13 protein-coding genes and 1 pseudogene are annotated in these 24,994 nt (G+C 67.6%); 10 read left to right on the top strand and 4 right to left on the bottom strand.

What is annotated here, in order from left to right; genetic code table 11:
* The first annotated feature begins 47 nt into the window (after positions 1-47).
* The 5 genes from pglX to AB0L75_RS28505 all read left to right on the top strand — a co-directional run bounded on the left by pglX (position 48) and on the right by AB0L75_RS28505 (position 14,322).
* Positions 48-3,809, top strand: coding sequence for a BREX-2 system adenine-specific DNA-methyltransferase PglX (gene pglX, locus AB0L75_RS28485; RefSeq protein ID WP_365186253.1), 3,762 nt, complete (start codon positions 48-50; stop codon positions 3,807-3,809).
* 21 nt (positions 3,810-3,830) lie between these two features.
* Positions 3,831-7,730, top strand: coding sequence for a phage resistance protein (locus AB0L75_RS28490; protein WP_365186256.1), 3,900 nt, complete (start codon positions 3,831-3,833; stop codon positions 7,728-7,730).
* A complete protein-coding gene (gene pglZ, locus AB0L75_RS28495) occupies positions 7,730-10,648 on the top strand; it encodes a BREX-2 system phosphatase PglZ (protein ID WP_365186258.1) in 2,919 nt (972 codons plus the stop codon). Before AB0L75_RS28490 ends, pglZ begins: the two co-directional genes overlap by 1 nt.
* Before the next feature lie 121 nt (positions 10,649-10,769).
* The gene (brxD, locus tag AB0L75_RS28500; RefSeq protein ID WP_365186261.1) at positions 10,770-12,122 is read left to right on the top strand and encodes a BREX system ATP-binding protein BrxD; all 1,353 of its coding nucleotides are present in this window, start codon (positions 10,770-10,772) and stop codon (positions 12,120-12,122) included.
* Between the two features lie 52 nt (positions 12,123-12,174).
* Positions 12,175-14,322: a DEAD/DEAH box helicase gene (locus AB0L75_RS28505; RefSeq protein WP_365186263.1), complete on the top strand. Its 2,148-nt coding sequence runs from the start codon at positions 12,175-12,177 to the stop codon at positions 14,320-14,322.
* 246 nt (positions 14,323-14,568) lie between these two features.
* Here AB0L75_RS28505 and AB0L75_RS28510 read toward each other — a convergent pair whose 3' ends face one another.
* Both AB0L75_RS28510 and AB0L75_RS28515 read right to left on the bottom strand, forming a co-directional pair.
* The gene (locus AB0L75_RS28510) at positions 14,569-14,982 is read right to left on the bottom strand and encodes an NUDIX hydrolase (RefSeq protein WP_365186266.1); all 414 of its coding nucleotides are present in this window, start codon (positions 14,980-14,982) and stop codon (positions 14,569-14,571) included.
* A 355-nt stretch (positions 14,983-15,337) separates the two neighbouring features.
* Complete coding sequence (locus AB0L75_RS28515) at positions 15,338-16,234, bottom strand: DUF5655 domain-containing protein (protein ID WP_365186325.1); 897 nt, start codon at positions 16,232-16,234, stop codon at positions 15,338-15,340.
* A gap of 588 nt (positions 16,235-16,822) precedes the next feature.
* Here AB0L75_RS28515 and AB0L75_RS28520 point away from each other — a divergent pair.
* The 4 genes from AB0L75_RS28520 (at position 16,823) to AB0L75_RS28535 (ending at position 21,302) form a co-directional block, all read left to right on the top strand.
* Positions 16,823-17,098 (top strand): helix-turn-helix domain-containing protein, encoded by a 276-nt coding sequence (locus AB0L75_RS28520; RefSeq protein WP_365186268.1) that lies wholly within the window; start codon positions 16,823-16,825, stop codon positions 17,096-17,098.
* Positions 17,099-17,255: 157 nt separating this feature from the next.
* On the top strand, positions 17,256-18,266 hold the full coding sequence (locus AB0L75_RS28525) for a cyclic GMP-AMP synthase DncV-like nucleotidyltransferase (protein WP_365186270.1): 1,011 nt from the start codon (positions 17,256-17,258) through the stop codon (positions 18,264-18,266).
* Positions 18,263-20,008 (top strand): ThiF family adenylyltransferase, encoded by a 1,746-nt coding sequence (locus AB0L75_RS28530; protein WP_365186273.1) that lies wholly within the window; start codon positions 18,263-18,265, stop codon positions 20,006-20,008. The genes AB0L75_RS28525 and AB0L75_RS28530 overlap by 4 nt, the downstream gene beginning before the upstream one ends.
* 133 nt (positions 20,009-20,141) lie before the next feature.
* The gene (locus tag AB0L75_RS28535) at positions 20,142-21,302 is read left to right on the top strand and encodes an HNH endonuclease (protein WP_365186274.1); all 1,161 of its coding nucleotides are present in this window, start codon (positions 20,142-20,144) and stop codon (positions 21,300-21,302) included.
* Positions 21,303-21,581: 279 nt separating this feature from the next.
* Here AB0L75_RS28535 and AB0L75_RS28540 read toward each other — a convergent pair whose 3' ends face one another.
* Positions 21,582-22,895, bottom strand: a complete 1,314-nt coding sequence (locus tag AB0L75_RS28540; RefSeq protein ID WP_365186276.1) for a hypothetical protein — start codon at positions 22,893-22,895, stop codon at positions 21,582-21,584.
* 192 nt (positions 22,896-23,087) lie between these two features.
* Here AB0L75_RS28540 and AB0L75_RS28545 point away from each other — a divergent pair, with 192 nt between their 5' ends.
* Positions 23,088-23,393, top strand: a complete 306-nt coding sequence (locus AB0L75_RS28545) for a hypothetical protein (protein WP_365186279.1) — start codon at positions 23,088-23,090, stop codon at positions 23,391-23,393.
* 195 nt (positions 23,394-23,588) lie between these two features.
* On the opposite strand, the pseudogene AB0L75_RS28550 reads toward AB0L75_RS28545, so the two are convergent.
* Positions 23,589-24,992, bottom strand: a pseudogene (locus tag AB0L75_RS28550) (short-chain fatty acyl-CoA regulator family protein).
* Positions 24,993-24,994: the final 2 nt, after the last annotated feature.

The raw sequence follows: 24,994 nt of genomic DNA on the forward strand, positions 1-24,994 counted from the left end.
CTGACCTGATCTCCTTCCGTCATCTCCCTTCTCCACAGGAGCCGTTCGTGATCGACCGCAAGAGCCTCCTCGCCGACCTGCAAACGCAGGTCAAGGCGGCAGAGACGGACCTTGAGCAGCAGGTCAAGGCCGTCCCCGAGGTCCGGACACGGCTGCGCGGCGAGTACGAACAGGCCCGGAAGCTGGGCCGCACGGCGGCGACCTGGAACGCCTGGCTTGGCGAGCGGATCACCCAGGTCGCGGTGGCCTGGGTGCTCGGCACGGTCTTCGTGCGGTTCAGTGAGGACAACCGGCTGATCGATGAGCCGTACATCACGTCCCCTGATGTGGCCGGACGCGAGACCGCCCAAGCCCGGTACGAGGAGTACCTGGAGAAAGACGCCGACCCGACGTACCGAGGATGGCTGGAGACGGCCTTCGCTGAACTGGGCGCCGGGCAGGCCGGACGGCTGCTCTTCGACCGCGAACATAACCCGCTTTACCAGATCCCGCTTTCACACGACGGTGCGGGCGCGTTGCTCGCATTCTGGCGCGAGCAGCGCGTTGGCGCGGGTGGACTCGACGGGGACGGCGACGAAGGGGGCGGCAGCCCGGTGCTCGTGCACGACTTCAGCGACCCGCTGAGCGAGGACGGCACCGAGGGCTGGGACACTCGGTTCCTGGGCGACCTGTACCAGGACCTGAGCGAGGCGGCCCGCAAGACGTACGCGCTGCTGCAGACGCCGGAGTTCGTGGAGGAGTTCATCCTCGACCGGACGATGACCCCTGCCGTGCGGGAGTTCGGCTTCGAAGAACTGAAGATGATCGACCCGACCTGCGGGTCCGGACACTTCGTACTCGGCACGTTCCGGCGACTGGTGCGGATGTGGACCGAGCAACGGCCCGAGATCGGCCCATACGAGCGCGTACGGGCGGCTCTCGACTCGGTGCACGGGGTGGACCTCAACCCGTTCGCGGTAGCGGTGGCCCGCTTCCGGCTCCTGGTAGCCGCCATGGCCGCGAGTGGCATGCGGACGTTCGAGGAGGCCCAGCGGTACGAGTGGCCCATCCAACTCGCGGTCGGCGACTCACTCATCAAGGACCGGCAGCTGGAGCTTCAGCTGGGGCTCGGCCTTGAAGAAGAGGGCAGCAGCACGAGCGGTGACCCGCTGGCCGAGTTCTCGTACGCAACGGAAGACGTGCACGAGTATCCCGGGATTCTGGAGCAGGGGCGATACCACGTAGTGGTGGGCAACCCGCCGTACATCACGGTCAAGGACAAGAAGCTCAACCAGCTGTACCGGGAGCTGTACGACGCGTGCGCGGGGACCTATGCGCTGTCTGTCCCCTTCGCCCAGAGGTTTTTCGAACTAGCCAAGCGGGGCGGAGCCGATGGGAACAGCTACGGCATGGTCGGCCAGATCACGGCCAACTCCTTCATGAAGCGTGAGTTCGGAACCAAGCTCATCGAGGAGTACTTCGCCCACAAGGTCGAACTCACCGAGGTCATCGACACGTCGGGGGCATACATTCCGGGGCACGGGACACCGACGGTGATCCTCGTGGGACGGCCGAGGGCCGGATCGAAGCGGCAGGCGACGATCCGGACGGTGCGGAGCGTACAGGGAGAGCCTTCGACGCCGGAGAAGGCGGAGGAGGGGTTGGTGTGGCGGGCGATCGTCGAGCAGATCGACATGCCGGGAAGCTCCAGCAAATGGGTGTCAGCCGATGATCTAGGTCGAGTAGGCATTTTCGACAAACAACCCTGGATCCTGGCCGCCGGCGGCCACGAGATGGTTGAGCAGCTCAACACCACAGCCGCAGCCAGGCTCAAGTCGGTTGTTGAAGAAATCGGTGCAGGTGCCGTTACCCGCGAGGACGACGCCTACATGGTCGGCGCCGGAGCCTTGCGGAGGGCCGGTATCACCGAGGCACATAAACGTGAGCTGGTCGAAGGCGGAGCTGTTCGCGACTACCTCATCGATGGAGCCGAACCCTCCTTGTGGCCGTACGAAGAAGAGACCCTGGAGCCCGACGCCCCCGAGAAAGTGAGTCGATTTCTCTGGCCAATGCGTAGGTACCTCATCGATCGCGTCGCCTTTGGTAAGTCTCAACTCGATCGCGGCCTACGATGGTTCGAGTACTCAATGTTCTTTCGTCGCCGCTACTCCCCAGACGCGACCATTGCATTCCCCTTCGTTTCCACTCACAACCACTTCTCCCTGAATCGACGCTCACGCGTGTTCATCCGCACTGCGCCAGTTTTGGTGCTCCCAGAGGGGTCAACGGAGGAGGAGCATGTGCGGCTGCTGGGGCTACTCAATAGCTCCACAGCCGGGTTCTGGCTGCGCATGGTTTGCCATGACAAGGGAAACCGAGGCGGCGAGCGCGGCACCGGCCGTTACGCCTGGGAGAGCTTCTTCGAATTCACTGGTACCGCGCTGCAGGATTTCCCCCTCCCGGCCGCCTATCCCACAGCCCTCGCCACCGAGCTCGACGCGCTCGCCGAGCAGCTCTCCTCGACGACCCCCGCCGCCTGCGCCGCTGACTCCGTGCCCACTTCCGCCGCTCTTCGCAATGCCCGTGCCCACTACAACTCCACCCGGGCCCGCATGATTGCGCTGCAGGAGGAGCTGGACTGGCAGGTCTACTCCCTCTACGACCTACACTCCGAAGACCTGCGCCTGCCCGATCCCGCCGCCGTGCCCGAACTCTCCCTCGGCGAACGGGCCTTTGAGATCGCACTCGCGCGCCGGGTCGCAACTGGGGAGGCCAGTGACGAGTGGTTCAAACGACACGGGTCGACGCCGATCACAGAGATTCCCGCGCGCTGGCCCGCCGACTACCGCATGCTCGTCGAAAGGCGCATCGAGGTCATCGAGTCGAACCGTGCCATCGGCATGGTGGAGCGCCCCGAATACAAGCGGCGCTGGGCCACCGAGGGCTGGGACACAATGCGGCAGAAGGCGCTGAAGTCCTGGCTGCTCGACCGGGTCGAGGACCGCGCGTACTGGTTCGACGCTAGCGGCAATCCCACCGTCACCACCCTCGCCCGCCTAGCCGAAAATCTGTCCACCGACGAGGACTTCACGTCCGTTGCTGAGCTGTACGCGCCCCGGCAGGATCTCGTGAAGACCGTGCGGGAGCTGCTGTCCGAGGAGCACGTGCCGTTCGTGTCCGCGCTGCGGTACAAGCCGTCCGGGCTGAAGAAGCGTGCCGACTGGGAACAGGTGTGGAAGTTGCAGCGGGAGGAGGACGCCGCGCCCGACGAGCCCGCCAGGCGGAAGGTCCGTGAGCGGACGCCCGTGCCGCCGAAGTACACCTCGGCGGACTTCCTGAAGCCGAGCTACTGGCGTGCGCGCGGCAAGCTGGATGTGCCCAAGGAGCGGTTCGTGTCCTATGGCACGGTCAACGCGCAGTCGCCGGAGCTGTACGGGTGGGCCGGCTGGGATCACCTGGAGCAGGCCCTCGCGCTCGCCTCGTACATCCAGCAGGCTGGGCTCAGCGACGACGACCTCGTGCCTTACCTGGCCGGACTGCTTGAGCTGCAGCCGTGGTTGGAGCAGTGGTATGGCGAATACGACCCGGAGTTCGGGGCGTCGCCGGCCGCCGAGATCCTGGCGTTCAGGCAGCAGAAGCAGGGCGAGCTCGGGTTGACCGACGATGCACTGCGGGCCTGGCGTCCGTCGGCCGCCAGCCGCGGGCGCGGCGCGTCGAAGGCCGCCACATCGAGAACGCGCACGGGCACGAAGGCCGCCGTCCAGACGTCCATCATCGACGCTGACAACGACACCGTCACCGAGGCCGTAAGCGGCGCAGAGTACGCCTGAGTGGCGAGGAGCAGACACACCATGGCGTTCATGAACAGGAACAATCCTCGTCTCGAGGACCGGCCGCTGCTTCGGGAGCTGATCGACATCCCGGAGTCGGTGTCCACCTCCGACTTCGTGTTGAAGCTGAACGAAGCGGTCACGCCCGAGGGGGCCGAAGCGGCGCTGAGGGACTACGTCGTCACACACCGGCTGCTCGGGAACTTCGACGAAGCCCTCGACCTGATCAAGTCCGCGCTGGACAGCCGCTCATCGAAGGCTGCCTATCTACACGGCTCGTTCGGTTCCGGTAAGTCGCACTTCATGGCCGTGCTCTACGCGCTGTTGTCGCGTAACCAGGCCGCTCGGGCGCGCGGCGACCTCGACCCGGTGCGGGCCCGGCACGCCTGGCTGGATGCGGACGACCGCAAGTTCCTGCTGGTGCCGTATCACATGCTGGGTTCCAAGTCCCTGGAGCAGCGCGTCCTCGGCAAGTACGTGGAGCACGTACGGAAACTCCACCCAGACTGCCCGCTGCCGCAGGTCTACCGGACCGACGGGCTCTTCGAGGACTTCGCCGAGCAGCGCCGCCGGAACGGCGACGAGCGGGTGATCGAGCAGCTCGCCGATGCCGGCGACGGCCAGGAGGACGAGTGGGGTGACTCCTTCGCCTGGACCACTGAGCTGCTGGACCAGGCGGTGAACGCGCCGGAGGAACACGAGAACACCAAGGACCTCGACCTGGAGAACCCTTCCACGCCGCGGGAACTGCGGGCCCGGCTCGTGCAGGACCTCACCCAGACCCTGTTCCCGTCGTTCGCGCGCAACGCCTCCGAAGATGCCGACGGGTTCGTCTCGCTGGACAAGGGGCTCGGCATCATCGCCGCGCACGCCAAGTCCCTTGGCTATGACGGGCTCGTCCTCTTCATGGACGAGCTGATCCTGTGGCTGGCCTCCCGCATCCACGACCAGAAGTTCGTCTCCCGCGAAGCCGACAAGATCACGAACTTTGTGGAGGGCGGCGACGAACGGCGCGCTATCCCGGTGGTGTCATTCATCGCCCGCCAGCGCGACCTGCGTGAGCTGGTCGGCGAGGAGATGTCGGGGGCCGCCGAGGCCGCCGTCCAGGACAGTCTGAAGCTCAGCGGCGGGCGGTTCGACAAGATCGTCTTGGAGGACCGCAACCTCCCACAGATCGCGCAGGCCCGCCTGCTCAAGCCCACCAGCCCGGAGGCCGAGGCGAAGGTGGAGGCTGCGTTCGCCGAGGCCAAGAGGCTCGGTCCGGACGTATGGGACACCCTGCTCGGCCACGACAAGTCCACCACCGGCGCGGACGAGGGCGCGTTCAGGCGGACGTACCCGTTCCCGCCGGCGTTCATGGACACCCTGGTACACATCTCCGCGGCCCTGCAGCGCTCCCGCACCGGCCTGAAGCTGATGAGCCAGCTGCTCGTCGATCACCGCGACGACTGGCGGCTCGGGCAGCTTGTGCCGTTGGGTGATCTCTACCCGGCGATCGCGGGCGGCGGCGACAAGGCGTTCAGCGGGGAGACCAGTGTTCATTTCGAGGCCGCCGACAAGCTGTACCGGGACAAGCTCCGCCCGTACCTGCTGAAGACCAACCAGGTCACCGAGGACCAGGTCGAGGCGTACCGACGCCGCCCCGCGACCCTCGGCGACCCACAACTTGCGGCCCGCTGCCGCGACTTCACCGGTGACAGCCGACTGCTGCAGACCCTGCTGCTGTCTGCGCTCGCGCCCAGTGTGCCCGCGCTGGCCGACCTCACCCTGGCGCGGCTACACGCCCTCAACCACGGCTCCATCACCACCCGCATCGCGGGGACCGAGGTCGGCCGGCTCGAGCAGAAGGCGAAGGAGTGGGCGGCGACCTTCCCCGAGATAAAGGTGACCGGTACCGGGCCCGGTGCGGTGGTGCGACTGGAGCTCACCGGCGTCGACCTGGACGCCGTCCTCGCCAACGCCCAGGTCCACAACAACCAGAACAACCGACGTGCCAAGATGCGCGGCCTGCTCAAGGAGGCGCTCGGCGTCAGCGACGGGCCTGGCGGCTTCGACGCGTACGACGTGCTCAACCTGGTGTGGAAGGGCACCGAACGGCAGGTCGAGGTGGTCTTCGGTAACGTCGCCGATGTCGACTCGCTGCCCGAGGCGACCCTGCGGCCCAGCCAGGAGGACACCTGGCGGCTCATTGTCGACTACCCCTACGACGAGGGCGAGTTCGGGCCAATGGATGACCTGCAGCGGCTGCGCGCCCTGCGGGAGAAGCCGGGCGGTGACTCACGCACCCTGGCCTGGCTGCCCACCCACCTGACCGATGCCTCCCGCGGCGACTTCGAGCGCCTCGTCGTCATCGACAAGGCCCTCGCTGACGAGACCCGCTTCGACTCCGACTTCGCACGCAGCCTCAACGCCGACGACAAAGAGCGCGCCAAGGGCATGCTCCAGTCGCAGCTCCTCATCCTCACCGAGCGCGTCACTCAGGCGCTGCGGCAGGCGTACGGGCTCACGCAGAAGCAGGAAGGGGTCGTCGACCTCAGCTTCGACACCCACCTGGTCGCCCAGCAGGACGTGCACGAGCTACGGCTCCCGCTCGGCGCGACCCTGGATACCGCCGCCCGCGACCTCGCCGGCAAACTGCTCGCCCACCAATACCCCGCCCACCCCGACCTGGACCCCGACGGCACTGGCAGGCCCGTGAAGCCCGCCGAAATCAAGACCGTCTTCGAGTATGTCCGCAAGGCCGCCGAGAACCGTGACGGCCAGACCGAGGTCGACTCCAAAGACCGCAAGACCATGGCACGGATCGCGGGCGGCCTCGGGCTCGGCGCCATGCGGGAGGCGTACTACCGGCAGTCCACCGCCTGGCCCGACCACTTCAACGACCGAGCCCGCCGGAACGGCACCGCCGAGCCGACCCTGGTCAAGCTCTCCGACTGGAGCGACCTTCCCGAGCCCCGCGGACTACCCGAGCCGCTGCGCCGACTGCTCGCCGCCGCGTACGCGGAAATGACCGACCGCGTGTGGGTGCGCGGCGGCGTCCCCGTCGAACCCGCGCCCGCACCGCACGAGCTGAAGGGCGACTACGCCCTACGCGAGCAACAACTGCCCACCGAGAGCGACTGGGCAGAGGCGCGCAAACGGTTCGAGACCATGCTCGGCAACCAGGCGCCACAACTGCGGCGCGGCCGGATCGTCAACCAGTTCGCCGCACAGATCAAGCAGTCCGCCGCCTCACTCGGCCAGGACGCCGGACGGCTCGTCGGGGAACTGGAGAAGCACCGCGACTTCCTCCATCTGAACGACGACTCCCCCCGCCTCGTCCTTGCCCGGCGGGCGCAGGAACTGGTCAAGGAGGTGACGGAAGCGGGCATCGAGGCGAAGACCGTCGTGGACCGGCTCGCCCGCTTCCCTCTCGGCGACTTTTCCGCACACCGGTACGGCATGTCGTTGAAGAGCGCAGGGAAGGTCGCCAGCGCGCTGCAGAACACCAGCTGGGACCAGCTGAGCCTGGCCGACACCCTCGGCGTGGACGGCGCGGCCGTCCTGGAGCGGGTGCGGGATGCTGCTGCTGGCGACCCGGGTGATTACCCCGACCTGCCGGGCGTGCTGCACGCCAGCAGCCGGGAAGTGCTGTCCCTGCTGAGGTCTCGCCAGAGCACGACCGAGCGCCCCCAACCGTCGCCCACTCCGCCGCCGAGCTCCGACAGCGTGGACCTGAACGGCGGCTCCGCCCACCCGCAGGTGCTGCCGGAGCCGCCGCAGCAACCGGGGCCGCGCACACCATCCCGGTCCGTGGCCCGCTCCGGCGGCGGGCGGACTACCGCCGCCCGGGCCGCCGCCGAACTGCAGGCGGAGATCGCGGCGCTCGCGGCCGAGCACCCGAACGCCACCGTCGAGGTCACCTGGAAGGTCGTCGACTGATGTCCGACACGGTCACCACAGCCCCCACGACCGCCGGCCCCGCCCGGCTGTCGGCAGGAACCGTCCGTCAGTACCTCGCCGCCCGCAGTCGGCTCGGTGACGGCACGGTCCGCGTACTGCTGCTGCGGGCCGCTCCCGTCTGGGACGGGCCCGCCGTGCAGCGTACAGCTGGCGGGCTGCAGGCGCGGGTGGTCGTCGCGCCCTCGGTGCTGGCCGTGCACGAGCAGATCCTGGGCCACCTCGACGCGCCGACTCCTCCCGACCCCAAAGTCCTGGTCGTCCTCACCGACCGCGAGGACACCGACCTAGACCCCGGGCTGCTCGCCCGCGTCTACGGCGGAAGGATCCGGTCCGTCGACAATTGGGAGGTCGTGCAGGAGGCGTTCGACGCGCGCGGTCTCGACGGGCGGCTGCGGAGGGAGACCTGGGCGGCCGAAGCGCTCCTTGACGCGGCGGCCAGCCGCGGTTGGCCCTCGCTCGGCAAGGGACTGCTCTCCCGAGACGAGGCCCTCACCCGGCTGGCCCGGCGTCGGCTCCGGCTCGGCCGCCGTGACACGGACGCGCTGGGTGGGCCGGCCGCACACGACGACGGGGACCGCATCGACCCCATCACCCTGTTCCGGTGGACCCACATCCCCGGCAGCCCCAACCTCCTGCGCGATCTACGCGGACCGGAACGGGCCGGCCTGGCCCGCTTCCTCGCCGAACCCGAACAGGCCGGCTCCACCGGAAAGATCATTACCGCCCTGGTAGACGCCGACCACGGGACGGACGCAGCCGCCTACGCGGTCGTCTGCGCGGCTCTGTGGGGGCACGCGGAGGCCGACCACGACCTGTACCGGGCGCGCGGGCGCGCCGAGCGATGGCTCGGCGACCAGCCCCCCGCCCAGGGCGACGACCTCGACCGATTCCTTACCTCCTTCGGGCAAAGCGGTGAGGCGTACGTCCGCGGCCTCATCGACCGGGGCGAACACCGGCTCGCCGACCCGGTCCTGAGCAGGGCCGCACAGCTCGTCACACAATTCGGGGCGCAGACCGCCGCCGCTGCCAGTCCCCTGCTCGCCGCCGGACTCGATGCCCGCTTCACCGCCGCGGGCCGCGCCCTCACCGACGGCAGTCCCGAGACGGTCACGGCTGCCATCACCGCGCTAGCAGAACACGCCCTGGCCGTCGACGGCGCCACCCAGGCCCGTATCGAACGGGTACGGATGGCAGCGCGGCTGCGGCGGTGGCTGGCGTCCCAGCCTGAAGTCGACATCGCCTCGGTGGCAGACGGCGCCGACCGCCAGATCCGCGAACTCGGCTGGGTAGACCGAGCCTTGGAACACCTGGACGCGGGCGGCGACGCAGATGACGCACTCGCCAACGCCTACAGCCGGATCGGCGAGCAGGTGCGCAGCAAACGTCGTGAGCTGGACCGCGCGTTCTCCGAGCGGCTCGCGGTGTGGACCGCAGATGGCACCGCCCCCGGCGCCATGCTCACCGTCGAAAGCTTCCTGGACCGGGTCGTCGCGCCCGTCGTGGACTGTCCCGGCCGACGGGTCCTGCTCCTCCTCATCGACGGAATGAGTGCGGCGATCGCAGCCGAACTGGGTGAGGAACTGCACGCACACTGGTCCGAGTTCGACCCGCTGCAGGGCGCGACCGGAGCACCGGTGAGGCGTGCCGTGGCCGCTGCGCTGCCCACCCTCACCACCGTTTCCCGCACCTCGCTGTTCGCCGGCACCCTGATGAAGGGCGACCAGAACGACGAGAAGCGGCTCTTCCCCCAGCACCCGTGCTGGAACGGGGCCCCTGCGGCCGTCTTCCACAAGGACGATCTGCGCAGCCCCGACACCGGCTCGCCCTTCTCCACCGCCCTGACTGAAGCGCTCGCCGACGAGCGCACCCATGTCGCGGTCGTCCTCAACACCGTCGACGACCGGCTCGCCAAGGAGCAGAAACTCGGCGACGGCGCATGGGAGATCAAGGAGATCGGCGGCCTGGAACCGCTGCTGCGGGCCGCCCGCGCCAACAACATGACCGTGCTCCTCACCTCCGACCACGGCCATGTGATCGAGCGACGCGGCAGCAAGATCGACACGGCCACCGGCGCCATAGGGTCGGCCCGTCACCGCACCCCCGGCGGACCCGTCGCACCGGCCGAAATTGAGCTGTCCGGACCGCGGGTAGTCTGGCCGGAGCCCGGATCGCGGATCGTCGCGCTGCGGGACCACGACGCGCGGTACACCGCGCTGAAGGCGGGCTACCACGGCGGGGCAACCCTCGCCGAGTTCACCATCCCCCTCCTCGCCCTACTGCCGTTCGGCGCGGAGCCACCTACGGGGTGGCGGGAACTGGGCGACCTTACGCCCGCATGGTGGGAGCAGGACAACGACGCCACCACCGGACTCGAGGCCGAGACGAAGGCCGGAGCCGATGCCATCGCAGCACCCGAGGCCACCGCTGCACGCCCAAGCCGCAAGCAGGCCAAGAAGTCAGCCCCGCCCGTGACAGAGGGCGCTATCAGTCTCTTCGGCGAGGACGAGGTCGCACCCTCCACACCACAGGAACCTGTCGCCCCTGTAGTGAAGCCTGCGGCCGTACCCGTCTCCGATCAAACAGAGGACCCTGCCACCGCACTGGTGAATCGCCTCATGGCCACCGACCTGTACCAGGAACAGCTGGCACTGCTCGCCCGTGTGCCACGCGACAAGGCGGTCCTGCCGAAGGCTCTGGCCGCGCTGGTCGAAGCGGGCACCCTGCCCATGACCGCCCTGGCCGAACGCGCCGGCCAACCCGCCACCCGAGCCCCTGGCCTCGCCGCGACCCTGGCCCAGCTCCTCAACTATGACGGCGCCCAGATCCTGGAAATTCTCCCCGACAACCGCACCCTGCGCCTGCACCGGGGCCAGATGATCGAGCAGTTCGGACTGTGAACCGGGGGTCTGCGGCCATGCCGGGCGGTGCAGTCGGCCCGCCCGGCCGCTCCGAGCACCGGCGGCGCGGTGCACGGCCGGGTGTCCGGCCAGGTGGGCAGCCGGATGGGAGACTATTCGGGTGAACGCGTTTGGATCTTCAGCATCCGGGGCTACCACCCCGGTCAGCGCGGTGCGGCGGCGTGCTGTCGTGGACGCGCTGCGGCGCGGCGCCGTCCCCGAGAGCGGCCTCGACCTGCTCGCCACCGGACTAGACCGCTTCGAGCGGGCCGTCGATGAGGAACTGGACACTGCCGCCGCAGGCGGTTCGGTGTTCAAGGCCGTGCGCGGCGAGTACGGATCCGGCAAGACCTTCTTCACTCGCTGGCTCAGCGAGCGCGCCAAACGGCGCACCTTTGCCGTGGCCGAGGTGCAGGTGTCAGAGACCGAGACCCCACTGCACAAGCTGGAGACGGTCTACCGGCGACTCACTGAGCGCCTGGCCACCGCCAGCTTCCCGCCCAGCGCCCTGCGGCCGGTCGTAGACGCCTGGTTCTACGCACTCGAGGAGGATGCACTCGCCGACGGCGCGAGCGAGAGCGAGCTGCCACAGGCCGTGGACCGGCTGCTCACTGCCCGTCTGGCCGAGGTGTCCCGACACGCCCCCGCGTTCGCCACCGCCCTGCGCGGATACAAGCAGTCCCTGGATGCCGGCGACGAGGCCACCGCCGCTGCGGTGATGGCCTGGCTCGGCGGCCAGCCGCACGTCGCCGCAGCCGCCCGGCGCAGTGCAGGCGTCCGCGGCGACCTCGACCACTTCGGTGCCTTCGGCTTCCTTCAGGGCCTGCTCACCGTGCTGAGAGACGCCGGGCACGCCGGCCTCGTCCTCGTCCTGGACGAAGTAGAAACCCTGCAACGGGTCCGCTCCGACGCCCGCGACAAGGCACTCAACGCGCTGCGGCAGCTCATCGACGAGGTCCACTCCGGCCGCTTCCCCGGCCTGTATCTCATCATCACCGGCACGCCCGCCTTCTACGACGGGCAGCAGGGCGTACAGCGACTCGCACCGCTCGCCCAGCGCCTCGCCACCGACTTCACCACCGACCCCCGCTTCGACAACCCGCGGGCCGTCCAGATCCGGCTGCCCGGATTCACCGAGGCATCACTGACCGGCCTGGGCGCCACCATCCGCGACCTGTATACCGAAGGCTCCCAGTCCCCCGACAGGATCAAGCAGCTTGCCGACGACTCCTACCTCACCGACCTGGCCCGGGCTGTGGGCGGGGCACTGGGCGGGAAGGTCGGAGTCGCACCACGGCTGTACCTGAAGAAGCTGGTTGGCGACGTACTCGACCGGATCGACCAGTTCCCCGACTTCGACCCGCGCAGGCACTACAAGCTGACCGTGGGCAGCAGTGAGCTCACCGCCACCGAACGGAACTTCGCCGCGCCCGCACCGGCCGCCTCGGCTGACGACCTCGACCTCGACATCTGACGACCCAGTCCCGAAGTCCCGAACTCTGACGAACAGCCCGGGAGTTGCAGACGTGCAGGAGCAACCGCGCGGCACCGACCCGCTGGAGCGCCTTGACCCGGTAGTCCTGCACCACATCGTCAACACGCTCGGGTGGCCCGATCTGCGCCCGCTGCAGAAGGCGTCCGTGCACCCGCTGATGAACGGCGAGGACGCGGTCCTGCTCGCGCCGACGGCGGGCGGGAAGACGGAGGCCGCCACCTTCCCCCTGCTGTCCGCCATGCGAGAGCAGCGCTGGACCGGCACCTCAGTCCTCTACCTGGCCCCGCTCAAGGCGCTCCTGAACAACCTGGTGCACCGGGTCGACAGCTACGCCCAGTGGCTGGGGCGCCGAGCCGCCCTCTGGCACGGCGACACCCCCGAGTCCGTACGCCGTCGCATCCGCACCGAATCCCCCGACTTCCTGCTCACCACACCCGAGTCGCTCGAAGCGATGCTCATCAGCGTCAAGACCGACCACGCACACATGCTGGGCCGGGTGCGTGCCGTCGTCGTTGATGAGGTGCACGCCTTCGCTGGGGACGACCGCGGCTGGCACCTGCTCGCCGTGCTCGAACGCCTGGAACGGCTCGCCGGCCACCGTATCCAGCGCATCGGGCTGTCCGCCACAGTCGGCAACCCCGACGCCCTGCTCACCTGGCTCCAGGGCGCACGCCCCGCCGATCGCCCCGGCCTGGTCGTCGCCCCCGGCGTGACTCTGCCCGCCACAACCGGCACCACCGAACACCCGCGCCCCGCAGGGGAGGTGGAGCTCGACTACGTCGGATCGCTCGCCAACGCCGCCAAGGTGATCTCCGCCCTGCACCGGGGAGAGAAACGGCTCGTCTTCTGCGACTCCCGCAAGCAGGTGGAAGAACTCGGTGCGGCACTGCGCGCCCGCGACGTCACCGTGTTCCTCTCACACGCCTCGCTGTCCACCGACGAACGCGCACGCTCCGAGCAGGCATTCGCCGAAGCCCGCGACTGCGTCATCGTCTCCACCTCCACCCTGGAACTCGGCATCGACGTCGGCGACCTAGACCGTGTCATCCAGATCGACTCACCCAGCACAGTGGCCTCGTTCCTGCAGCGCATCGGCCGCACCGGGCGTCGCGCCGGCACATCCCGCAACTGCCTGTTCCTCGCCACCCGGCCCGACACCCTGCTCCAAGCCGCCGGCCTGCTCACTCTGTGGGCCCGTGGCTGGGTGGAACCCGTCACCCCGCCCCCCTCACCCCGCCATCTCGTCGCCCAGCAGCTCCTCGCCGTCACCCTGCAGGAACACCGCGTCGGCGACCGGTTGTGGCCCGAGCAGTGGAACGGCCTGGCTCCCTTCGACCAGTCTGCCGCGCCCCTCCTGTCGCACCTGGTCGCGGAAGGCTTCCTCGACAGCGACGGCGGCATGCTGTTCATCGGCTCCGAAGCCGAGAAGCACTTCGGCCGCCGGCACTTCATGGAGCTGACCGCCTCCTTCACCGCACCACCCGAGTTCACGGTGCTCGCTGGACGCACCGAGATCGGCACAACCGACCCCACCGTCCTCACCGAAGAACGACCGGGCCCGCGCCGCCTGCTGCTGGCCGGCCGCAGCTGGCAGGTCACGTTCATCGACTGGGCCCGACGCCGTGCCTTCGTGGAACCCGTCGAGGACGGCGGCATCGCCAAATGGCAGGGCAGCGAAGCCCGCGGGCTGTCCTACGTCCTCACCCGCGCCATGCGCGACGTCCTGCTCGGCACGGATCCCGACGTCCGCCTCACCCGCCGCGCCGTCGCGGCCCTTGCTGAACTCCGTATGGATCGCGCACCCCACGAAGTACACCCGGCGGGCACCCTGCTGGTCCGCGACGCGGACGCCACCCGCTGGTGGACCTGGGCCGGGTATCGCGCCAACGCCACCCTCGCCGCCTCCCTCGGCAACCTCGCCGACCCCGTCCAGCGCCCCACGGACACCCATATCCGGCTCCGCCAGGACCTCTCCCCCACCGACTGGAAAACCGCCCGCGCCGAACTCTCCGACTCCCTCACCCTGCCCACCGTTGACCCGCGGGCAGTCCGCGGCCTCAAGTTCTCGGCGGCCCTACCGCCCCGCATCGCCACCGCCACCCTCGCCGAACGCCTCGCCGACTTCGACGGCGCCCTCGCCGCAGCCCGCGAGCCCGTACGGATGGAATGGGGCACCTGAACAACCCGGAACACAGGCGAATTTTCGGGCGGCTGAGGTCCTTCTCGGCCTGGAGGACGCTCGCGCTTGTCTCGATGTCGATGCGGTGTCCGGTGCCGTCTACCCACCTAGGCTTCCACAGCGAGGGGCAGGCAGGTCCTGCTCACCAAGGTTGAGGTCCGCCTCCAGCAGCCACGCCCCGGTTCCAGCCTTGGTACCAACGCACTTACTCGAGCTCAAGAGATCGCCCATTTGAGATGGAACCACTCAGGTCGCCATGACCGCGTCGAGATACTCTTGCACCGGCTCGAACAGCCCATATGGCACATACTGTGAGATATCGCCATGGGCGACCCACGCAAGCTCAGCCAACTCCTCGGCGTCCGCGACATGGGCAGTACCGCCCACCACCTCACAGGCCGTGTACGACATCAACCGACCTGTCTTCGGGTGGACCCGCTCGCCGAGCAGCTTCATGGCGGCCACCTCCACCCCGGTCTCCTCGTGGGTCTCTCGTACGGCGGCGTCTTCGCGGCTCTCGCCCGGCTCAATTTCGCCGGCCGGGAACTGCCACGAGAGCTGTCCCTCGCTGACCCGGCGCCGCACCATGAGCACGCGCCCCTCGCTGACGACGATGGCCGCGGCGATGCCCGGCTGCTCCTCCGCGTTCTGCTGCGTCACGTCTACTCCTCCAGGACAGCCAGGATAGGTGAGAAGATCGTATCGACGGGGATGAAGCGGGGGACCGAGTTTCTTGGGACCCACATGACGTCGATGTTCTCGACTGCGTTCGTTGCCGAGGCGTAAGGCGGACTGCAGCAGGCAGGCGTAACGGCCGGTCCAGCGCTCGACCACGTCCATGATGCTGCCCCCTCATCGTCGCTCTGGTGCAGGAACCTGCGCGCGGAAGGTGCACTCCTACCGCACTGGCACTGCATGGTCACGCAGCTGGAGCGTCGGAAGAATCGGAGTCGCCAGGAGCCAGGCAAACACCCGCCACAGGCTCAGCCCTTGGGCAGGCCACAGAAGGGACGAGTCACGCTGCCGCGTAGCTCGCCAGGAACAGATTTTGCGCCCGCTCCACATCCCTCAGCGTACGCAACTGCACCTCCAGATCACCCGTCCCATGGTGACCCAGACCGGAGACATCCCGGGTGAATCCCGGGACAAGGTCGACGTCCTTCGGGTCAACCTTCAGGTAGACCAGCAGCTTGCTCCGCTGCGGCGGACAGAGGCAGGCGAAGTTCCGCAGCCGCTGGTACGCCCGGTACGTTTTGCGCTCGACGCGGTTCACACCGTCCCCGAGCCCGAGCAATGCCTCATCGACCGCGCTCGCCAGCTCAACCATCGACGCGTCCTGGATGCCGGCTGTCGCCCGGGCAACCGCCTGGCGGCGGGCTCGGCGTGCCGCCTGCATGCCGCCGCTCCCGGACGCAACGGTCTCAAGCCCGAGCAGGTCGCTCCCGAAGAGTCGGTAGCGAACCAGGTCGATCGATCGCCGGTGCTCGTGCACGGCGTGCACGTCGTAACGCGTGAAGTCGCCGGCGATACAGATCAGGCGAGGGCTGCTCCACAGGACCTGGGACGCGGCCCTCATCCCGAGCCGGTCGCGGACAAGGTGCTCGAACTCGGCACGGTGGTCCATTAGCCACGCCAGGTAGAACAGGCCCTGGTTGATGACGCCGGCGTCGATGCCGCGCTTGTACTCGACGATGACCGGCGATCCGTTCTCGTCCAGCCCGAGGGAATCGATCCGGCCCTTGTGGACCGGCCCGGTGCCGTACTCGCTCGCCAGGAATCGGACGCCTAGCAGCGTCTCCATGTGCGCCTCGACGAGACCCTGCACATCTGCCTCGACCTCAGCAAGACGCGGCATGACCTCGCTCACGCCGCATTTCGATGCGTCCGTCCGGAACAACTTCAAGCCGACCACCCCCGTTATCGCATAGGAGATCGACAACGTCGGACGGGCAGAGATTTGTTTCCGCAACCGGCGCGAGTCACGTGAAGAAGGTGTGCCGGACGCCCGATCGACTGGGTCAGCTGCCCCGGCGCGCAGCACGCAGGCCGGTGGTACCCGTGATTCGTCGGTGTCCAGCACCAATCCAGCACAGTACAGGAGATGCGGAGTTGACGGCAGGTGACGAGAGGTCAGGAAATCCAGCACCTATCCAGCACGGTGAAAATTAAGGGGCCTGACCCCGAAGAGCCAGACCCCAATTGACCTGCAGTGGTGCAACGGGGCGAACTGCGACCCATGCAACACCCAACTCATCCGTGGTAACCGCTCGTCACAGTGCTGGGCAATGCAGTGAAGTGCTGGACTCTGCCGACTCCTCTCCGGCATCGTGCCTCACGCTGCCAGAGTGAGCCCCTCCATGGCGAGCGAGGCAACATAGCCCCAAATCGCCGGTTAGCCAAACCGGCGATAACGCGGAGTATTGACGGTCACCGCGATGACCGGCGCATGCGGTGTCCGTAGGCCCGGCACGGGCTACCCGCCAAGACGAAAGTAATCGGAATGCACACGCAGATCGAAGAGACTCTGGGCCCTCGCTATAGCCCCGCTCACATCCGCGCCACCTGGGACGGAACGGGGAGCGTGGAGGACGCCTCAAAGGCGCTGGGATTCTCACGGGCCAAGGGATACGACCTGATCCGCAACGGGCAGTTTCCGTGCCGTGTGCTACGCATCGGCCGTAAGACGCGTGTTGTCACGGCGTCCCTACTCCGCGTCCTCGAAAGCGGAGATCCGGAGTATAACGATGCGTGCGCCGGATTCCGCCCCACGCCCTAAGCCAGCTTCGACGAGGCTCCGCTTCCGGCGGAGCTTCGTCGTTCCAAGCGCGCCCTTTCACTACCCCGCTCTGAAGGCAGACTGGCCAGCCGTGTCACCGTCGCTGTCGTACCCCCACGCTACGGTGTCATCATCTTCGGTGAAGACGATTTACGGGATGGCGCCAGTGCAGCTCACCACCTGTTTCAACACGCTCCTCACGGACACGGTCAACCTGAGCCGGTTCAAGCTCGACATGCTCGACGACCGAGTGGACAGTGTCTACCGAGCCCTCAAGGCAGACGAGGAGATCGGACACCTCGTCCTCGACAAGATCCCTCAAGGTTCGTGGGCGCAGAGAACCATCATCAACCCGGTCGGCGACAAGGAGTTCGATGCCGACTTCCTCCTTCTGATGGAGGAGAACCCGGATTGGCACGGCAGCCCCAAGACCTACATCGACAAGGTCTACGCGGCACTGGACCGCCACAGCCGTTACCGCGAGATGGCGCACTCGCGCAAGTGCCGTTGCGTGCGTCTGGAATACAAGAACCTGATGCACGTGGACATCGTCCCGTACGTCCAGCTCAGCGACGGCCGCGACGTCATCGTCAACCGGGACGACAACTGCTGGGAGGCGACGGACCCCGAGGGCTTCACGGCCTGGATGCGCAATCAGGACGACATCACCGGCGGGAACCTGCGCAGGGTCATCCGGCTGCTGAAGTACCTGCGCGACCACAAGAACTCCTTCACCGGAACCCGGTCGATCATCCTCACGACTCTGCTCGGAAACCAGGTCAGCGACACCAAGATGCTGATCGATCCCGGCTACTACGCCAACGTCCCCACGACACTGCTCCACCTGGTCCAGGACCTCAACACCTACCTGCAGGCCAACCCCACCAAGCCGTCCATCGCCGACCCCTCCGGGTCGGGCGTCACGTTTGACCACCGCTGGACCCAGGACACCTACGCCTACTTCCGCGAGCGGATCCGCGTGCACACGGAGGAGATCGAGGCTGCCTACCACCATGCGGACAAGGAGACCAGCATCGAGCTGTGGCAGGGTCTGTTCGGCACGGGCTTCAAGGAGCCCGACGCCCAGCAGAGCAGCGCGAAGTTCCCCGGCGCGGCCGCGTCCGTGGCCGCCGTGACGACGACGGGGCGGTCGGGGCGCGCTGGATGAGCAAGCGAAAGCCCGGGCAGCTCGGCGCTCCCACACCGTGGCAGAGACAGGCGCTCGCGGATCTCCGCGCGATCGGCGCCGAGCAGCCGGACACCCTGCGCGTGGTGGGAGTGCCTGACCGTACGGACGACGGCGCCCTGGCAATCACGATCGAGATCGACATGAGGGGGACCGTCTCGGTGGAGGGAGGGATTCGGCTTCGGCCGCGCGAGCGGTTCGTTCTGCGCGTCCCGTCCTCCCCGCTACTCCCCCCGCAGGTCGACGTCACGCACACCCGGTTCATCGGATACCCCCACGTCCTGCAGGGCCACCGGCTGTGCCTGTACCTGGACCCGGCGCGAGAATGGAACCCGGCAGGCGGCATCCGCTCCAGCCTAAACCGCCTGTGGGCCTGGCTCGGCGATGCCGCCGGCAACCGGTTCAACGCCTCAACCGCCCTCTATCATGCGGTCGGCGGGGTCCTGCATCAGTCCGCAGGAACACCCACCATCGTTGTGCGTGAATCCGTGCTCGGAAAGTGCGTCCAGGCCGCATACCTGATCCCAAGGACCGCTCAGCGCCTGGACCTCACCTTCACTCCACAAGAACCTCCCACGGCACGCCTGCCGGTCATCATCCTCCCCGCGCCCCTGCCAATGGGAGCCGGCACCACACTCGTCGAACTCCTCCGGCAGATCGATGCGCCACTCGCCAGCCGTGCCCCCACCGCCAGGCCATTCGCGCCGGCCGTGCTGACCTCCCTCGCGACCAGCGTGGTGAGAAACGCTGAGGACACACCCCAATACCTCCTCCTGGCCGTGCCCCACCCCGCCGGCGGCCCACCCCATCTGCTCGCGGGCCGAATCCCCGCAAGCGCCGCCAACGAACTCCGCAGCCACGCAAGGCGCCAGCCCGGTTGCCTGAGCACTCTCACCCCCAGCGCGGTCAACCCGGCCCTCCCGATCGAGTGGTGCCGAGTGTCCGACGAACGGCATACCGTCACAACCCGCCGCGACGACAACCGCCCCGTCAACAGCTACCAGAACAAGCACATCCACATCTGGGGCTGCGGAGGCATCGGATCCTGGACCGCTGAGTTCATCGCACGCGCAGGAGCAGCACGCATCACGCTGTGCGACCCCAGCGTCGTCACCGGCGGGCTGCTCGTCCGGCAGAACTTCCTCGAGACCGACCTCGGCGCGACCAAGGCCGCCGCACTGGCTGACCGACTACGTAACATCGACGACCGCCTGACCGTCGACATCGCTGAGGGCCTCGTCCCCGAGGACGCCGAACAGATCATGAACCGCGCCGACCTCGTGATCGACGCCACGGTCAGCCTGGCCATCGGGCAATGCCTCGATGTCCTCGCCCGCACACCCAACCGCAAGGCAACCCTCGCCCAGATCGCCACAGACACCCGCACCGGGACACTTGGCATCCTCACCGTCTGCGCACCGGGAACCCTCCAAGGCCCCCACAGCTTGGACTCCCTAGCTGGCCTTTCGGTACTCGACGACCACCAACTCGAGCTGTACCACGCCCTGTGGCAAGAAGCAGAGCCCGACGACGAACTCATACCGACCCGCGGCTGCTCCGTTCCCACCTTCCACGGATCCTCAGCCGACCTCGCCGCCGTCGCCGCCACGCTCACCACGTTTCTCGGCATGCAGCTGGCCGCGTCGAAGTCGGGAACCCACCTGGTCGCTCTTCCACACGCCCGCAGCGGACCGCATCATCACTACGTTCCCCATGTCCCCTAGCCCGGCCGGTGCGGCCAGACCGAGCGCCCATACCCCATACTTCCGCTGCACGGCACCACAGCAACAGACCGGTGTTCCCGAACCAAGGCCCACGACATACTCAACCCCCGCCTGCGCCAAGAGGAGTCGACCTGTGGCACGCAAGTCCATCCCCGACGTCGAGCGGCTCAAGGTCTGGGTCCGCGCCGGCGGACGATGTGAACTTTGCGGAACCTACCTTCTCGAGGGAAAACTCACCTATCAGGACTTCACCCTCGGAGAGCTCGCCCACATCGTGGGGCAGGACGCAACGCCGAAGTCACCGCGCGGCATGGACCCCCTCCCGAAGGACCAGCGCGACCTGGCTGACAACCTCATGCTGCTGTGCCGCGGCGAGCATAACGAAATCGACCGCAAGGGCTCTCTCGACGTCATGACGGTCGAACGGCTCCGGCGCATCAAGCGCGATCGGGAGGAGTGGATCCGGCGGCTGACCGCTCTTAACCCGGAAACCGGCACCGTGGTAATCCGGCTGATCGGACAAGTTCGCGGCCAGGAAGTCGAACTCACCAAGCCCACTGCCGCCGAGGCCGTCATCCGCTCCGAAGAGCGATTCCCCGACTTCCCCCTCAGCCTGCACGGCGACGGCTTCGAGATCGATCTACGACGCATACCCGGTGAGAAGGCCGGCGGGCCAGCGTACTGGGAACAGTGCCAGCAGCAAATCGATCGGGTCCTGGAACACAAGCTGGCGGAAGCGCTGCGTGAGGACTCAGTGCACCACGTGAGTGCCTTCGCCTTCGCCCGCTTGCCACTGCTTGCCTATTTCGGCTCCCGCTTGGACGACACATTCACCGTCTCCATCTACCAACGGCACCGCAGCACGGAATCCTGGTCCTGGCCCGACACGACGGACCGGATGGTGCGCTTCGTCACCGAGCCGCCTATCTCTCCTGCCCCTGACGCCTCTGACGGAGTGCTGATATTGAACATCTCCGGATCGATCCAGGCAGAAGAGCTACCCCAACAGCTTGCCTTGCTTCCGCGCTGGACGATTCACCCGCACGACGTCACCCCGTCCGTCGACGTAATCAATTCCGTTCCCACGCTCAACGAGTTCACCTCGGTGCTCCGGCAACTGCTCTCCGAGCTGGAGGCCAACCACAAGAACCTACGACGACTGCACATACTGGCAGCTATCCCCGTGTCAGCTGCGGTGACGCTCGGCCGCGTCCACGATGCCAACGTTCACCCCGACCTGGTCATCTATGACCGCACCGCCGGCCAGTACACGGCAGCGTTGCGCATCTCTTGACGATCACGCACAAGGCGGCAAAAACCTGCCGCAATGATTGCGTGCCCCAACTGCCGTGCGATGACCCGCAGCACCGTGACCGCCGAGTTCCGCTGCCGCGGTGACCGCATCCTCACATGGCCAGCCTTCTCCATACCGAGCGGGCCACCGAAGAGCGCTGACCGATCCGGCGGCGCGCCCATACCCCGCCGCTCTCCCCGGGACCGGCGGCGCAAGTCCGCTTCTTGCCGTGGTGAGGGCGGATCCACCAGTTCACGGTCGACCCCACCCCTCACACTCTCAGCCCGTTAGACCGCCCCTGCGTTCCCGCGTACGTTCGGCCTGGGTCGTGTCGTCGCCGATGAGGCCGGCGAAGACCAGTGCGCGTGAGCCGTCGAGACTGGCCTTGATCTGGGCCTGGATGATGTCACTGGCCCTGCCGCGGGTTCCGATCCAGCCGTCCTGCACGAGTTGGGTGAAGGTCGTGTTGTCGAGATACCGGGGCACCGTGTGGTAGCCGAACAGCTCACCCCCTTTCGGGCCGGTGGCCAGTCCGGGCCGCCCTCGCAGCCACTCGACGTGTTCGCGCGTGAGGTACATCCCGCCGATCAGCGCATCTCCCTTCGGCGCCACTTGTTCGGACTTGCAGAACTTGATCCAACATGGCTGGTGAACGAAGCGGTAATCGGCCGGCGGATCCTGTTCCAGCCGCATACACGCCTCTTCTACCTGCCTCATGCGCTTAAGCTGGTCGTCAAGATCACCGTCCGGCCGATATCCCCACTCGCTGCGCCCGGCTCCGACCTGGACCATCTTCTTGTACTGAACAAGGATGAAGCTGTCCCGGCTCACATGGTGATAGATCAGGTCGACCCCCAGCGTGTCCTCAGCCGGCAGGCGGTTCACGTTGGCGATGAACAGTTGCTGGTCGCCCTTGTGGAATACACGCTTCGCGAGATGCTCCGCGTCACTTCCGATCCAGTCAGAGAAGCGTTGCGCATCGTGAGCGACGAGGTGATCCTCGTGCGCCGGATGTCCCGGCAGGGTGACGGGGATCTGATCCCCGCCCTCTTCCGGGAACTTCGCCTCTTCAATGATGCTTCGGTCGAATCCGCCCAGTTGAAGTGCCAGTCCGGTGGCATCTCTCTGCTCCAGGAACAACTCCCTCACCCTGCCGAGGATCCGGACACCGCCCACCCTTTCCTGTAACTGGGCGATGACCGCGGCCAGATCCGCGCGGAGCGTGGTCAGAGCGTTCAGCAACTCTTCGCCGGACCGCTTCGTCAGCACGCCGGACCGGTCGACTACGTCCCTGTGTCGGAGCGGAAGCTGGTCGGACAAATCTTCCATCGGGACCGGAGGCGCGACTCGATGGAGTTGAGTCACCTCGACCACACGCCGGAAGGTCCCGGCGGGGCGACCGCACCGGGCCTGCCCCACGTATTCGACTCGCGGTCGACCTCTCTCCTGCCCGGTCACCACCAGGACGACATGTCTGCTCTTCCACTCGTCCCGTTCTCCGACCGACTCCCAGCCGGCATCGAGTTGCTCCTGCCGCTTCCGGCTGCCGAGGAACTTGGCCTCGCCTGGGGTGCACCGCAGTATCGCCACCATTCGATCACCGTACGCCGCCCTTCCCGCGGATTTCCACGACTCGTCGCCGGCATCGGATACATCGCCAACCCTTGGGACAGCAAAGGGAATCGGACCTTGGCACTCCGCGCCTCATACGGGCGTCCCTGCTCTCTCCGATCGACGCCCGCGACCGCTCTGCCACTCCAGAAGCGCATTCGCTGGGAAGCCGCCATGGAACAGGCCCGCATCCGGTACGCGGAGGCGTACCGCGTCAGGCACCTAGAAGCTCATGAAGCGGCATGGCGCCACGCCACCCGACTGACCCAATACGTGAGCGCCGTACGCACGCGAGTCGAGGCCATGTCACCGGGGCAGACCAGAACCGAAGCCGAGGAATGGATCAGCTGGGCAGCGGCCACCGTTGAGCGCCTCGACCCACTGAACGCACGGCCCCGGCTGCCCGACATTCCCAAGCCACGAGCCGACGACCTGAAACCCTTCCTCGGACACTGGAGCCCTTACGGCCCCACCTACTGAACGCCCGCACCGCACATTGTGCACACACAACCGCAGTTCAGGAGGTCTTCGCACCGGTTCAAGGATCGCGGCACACCGACGGGGTGGGTCATCGGAAACATGTGGCAGGAACGCCAACCTGTCATAATCGCAGGTCAATTAGGGTCTGAGGCCGCTTCGAGCGGATCTGTGGATGCACGGAGCGTCAAACGAGCGTCATCGGTCATCAGTTTCCTGCGGCATATTGGTGGCGTCGGACACGGGGTACGGCACGAAGGTGCTCGTGTTCTGGTCGATCCGCAGCTGATGACCAAGAGGTGGCGCGGCCCGCTGGGGGCAGTCGAGGCGCTCGCAGACGCGGCAGCCCATGCCGAGCGGGGTGGCGGCTGAGGCGCTGGTGAGGTCGAGGCCGTCGGAGTAGACGACGCGGTGGGCGTGGCGGATCTCGCAGCCGAGCCCGATGGCGAAGGTCTTGCCGGGTTCGCCCCAGCCGCCGCGGTGCCGGGTGACGGCTCGCGCGGTCCACAAGTAGCGCTGGCCGTCCGGCATCTCGGCGATCTGGACATGGATGCGGCCGGGGGCGGCGAACGCCTCGTAGATGTTCCACAGCGGGCAGGTGCCGCCGGCCCGGGAGAAGTGGATGCCGGTGGCCGACTGCCGCTTGGACATGTTGCCGGCGCGGTCGACGCGGACGAAGGAGAAGGGCACACCTCGCAGGCGGGGGCGCTGGAGGGTGCTCAGGCGGTGGCAGACCGTCTCGTAGCCGAGGCCGTAGCGGTCGGTGAGCCGCTCGATGTCGTACCGGACTTCTTCGGCTGCCGCGTGGAAGGCTCCGTACGGCAGGATCAGGGCCGCCGCGAAGTAGTTGGCGATGCCGATGCGGCCAAGGCGTGGGCGGGCGAGCCGACCTGGAAGTCTTCGGCGGCCTGCCGGTCCAGTTCCTCGCCGTACTCGAGAAGGGCTAGCTGCGTAGCCATCCGGAAGGCTCGCTGACCGGGGCGCAGGCGGCTGGACATACAAAGGGTGCGGGTGGCTTCGTCATAGCGGTAGAGGTGGTCGCCGGCGTCGGCCGAGAGGTGGATGCCGTGCCTCTTGGTGAGGCTGTTCGTCAGGGCCTGTACGACCTCGCCGGGCCGGATGCCGACCTCATCGGCCAACCGCTCGGCCGCGAGGTCGGTGTCGTGGAGGTAGTTCTGGCGGCGGTAGAAGAAGTCGCGGATCTCCTCGTGGGGTGAGCGGGGTGTCTCCCCAGCCGGGTCGCGGCCGTCAGTCGTGCCGGTCAGGCGCTCGGCCAGCAGTTGGTTGCGGCGGCCCCAGGTCGAGTAGGACCTGCGCGACCGCAGGCAGCCGCGAGGCCAGTTCGGCGAGGTCGGAAGAGGAGATGCGGGCGTTCGCGATGTCGCGCGTCAGCGCCTCGCGCGCGTCGGCGACCAGACGGGTCGTATCGCGTTCCGAAAAGAAGCCCGGGTCGACGCCGAACGTCTCCGTCAGCCTGAGTAGAACGGGCACGGTGAGCGGACGGGAATCGTGCTCCATCTGGTTGAGGTAGCTCGGCGAGATGCCCAGCACGCGGGCGAGTTCCGCCTGGCTCATGCGGCGCTCTTCGCGCAGCCGCCGCAGGC

This window comes from Streptomyces sp. NPDC052101, assembly GCF_040680235.1.
Classification (GTDB): domain Bacteria; phylum Actinomycetota; class Actinomycetes; order Streptomycetales; family Streptomycetaceae; genus Streptomyces.

Excerpts from the sequence above, each read along its gene's own strand:
- AB0L75_RS28540 (WP_365186276.1), bottom strand. The coding sequence starts at position 22,895 with ATGGTGGCGATACTGCGGTGCACCCCAGGCGAGGCCAAGTTCCTCGGC.
- AB0L75_RS28520 (WP_365186268.1), top strand. The coding sequence starts at position 16,823 with ATGCACACGCAGATCGAAGAGACTCTGGGCCCTCGCTATAGCCCCGCT.
- AB0L75_RS28525 (WP_365186270.1), top strand. The coding sequence starts at position 17,256 with ATGGCGCCAGTGCAGCTCACCACCTGTTTCAACACGCTCCTCACGGAC.
- AB0L75_RS28545 (WP_365186279.1), top strand. The coding sequence starts at position 23,088 with ATGGAACAGGCCCGCATCCGGTACGCGGAGGCGTACCGCGTCAGGCAC.
- pglZ (WP_365186258.1), top strand. The coding sequence starts at position 7,730 with ATGTCCGACACGGTCACCACAGCCCCCACGACCGCCGGCCCCGCCCGG.
- AB0L75_RS28490 (WP_365186256.1), top strand. The coding sequence starts at position 3,831 with ATGGCGTTCATGAACAGGAACAATCCTCGTCTCGAGGACCGGCCGCTG.
- AB0L75_RS28530 (WP_365186273.1), top strand. The coding sequence starts at position 18,263 with ATGAGCAAGCGAAAGCCCGGGCAGCTCGGCGCTCCCACACCGTGGCAG.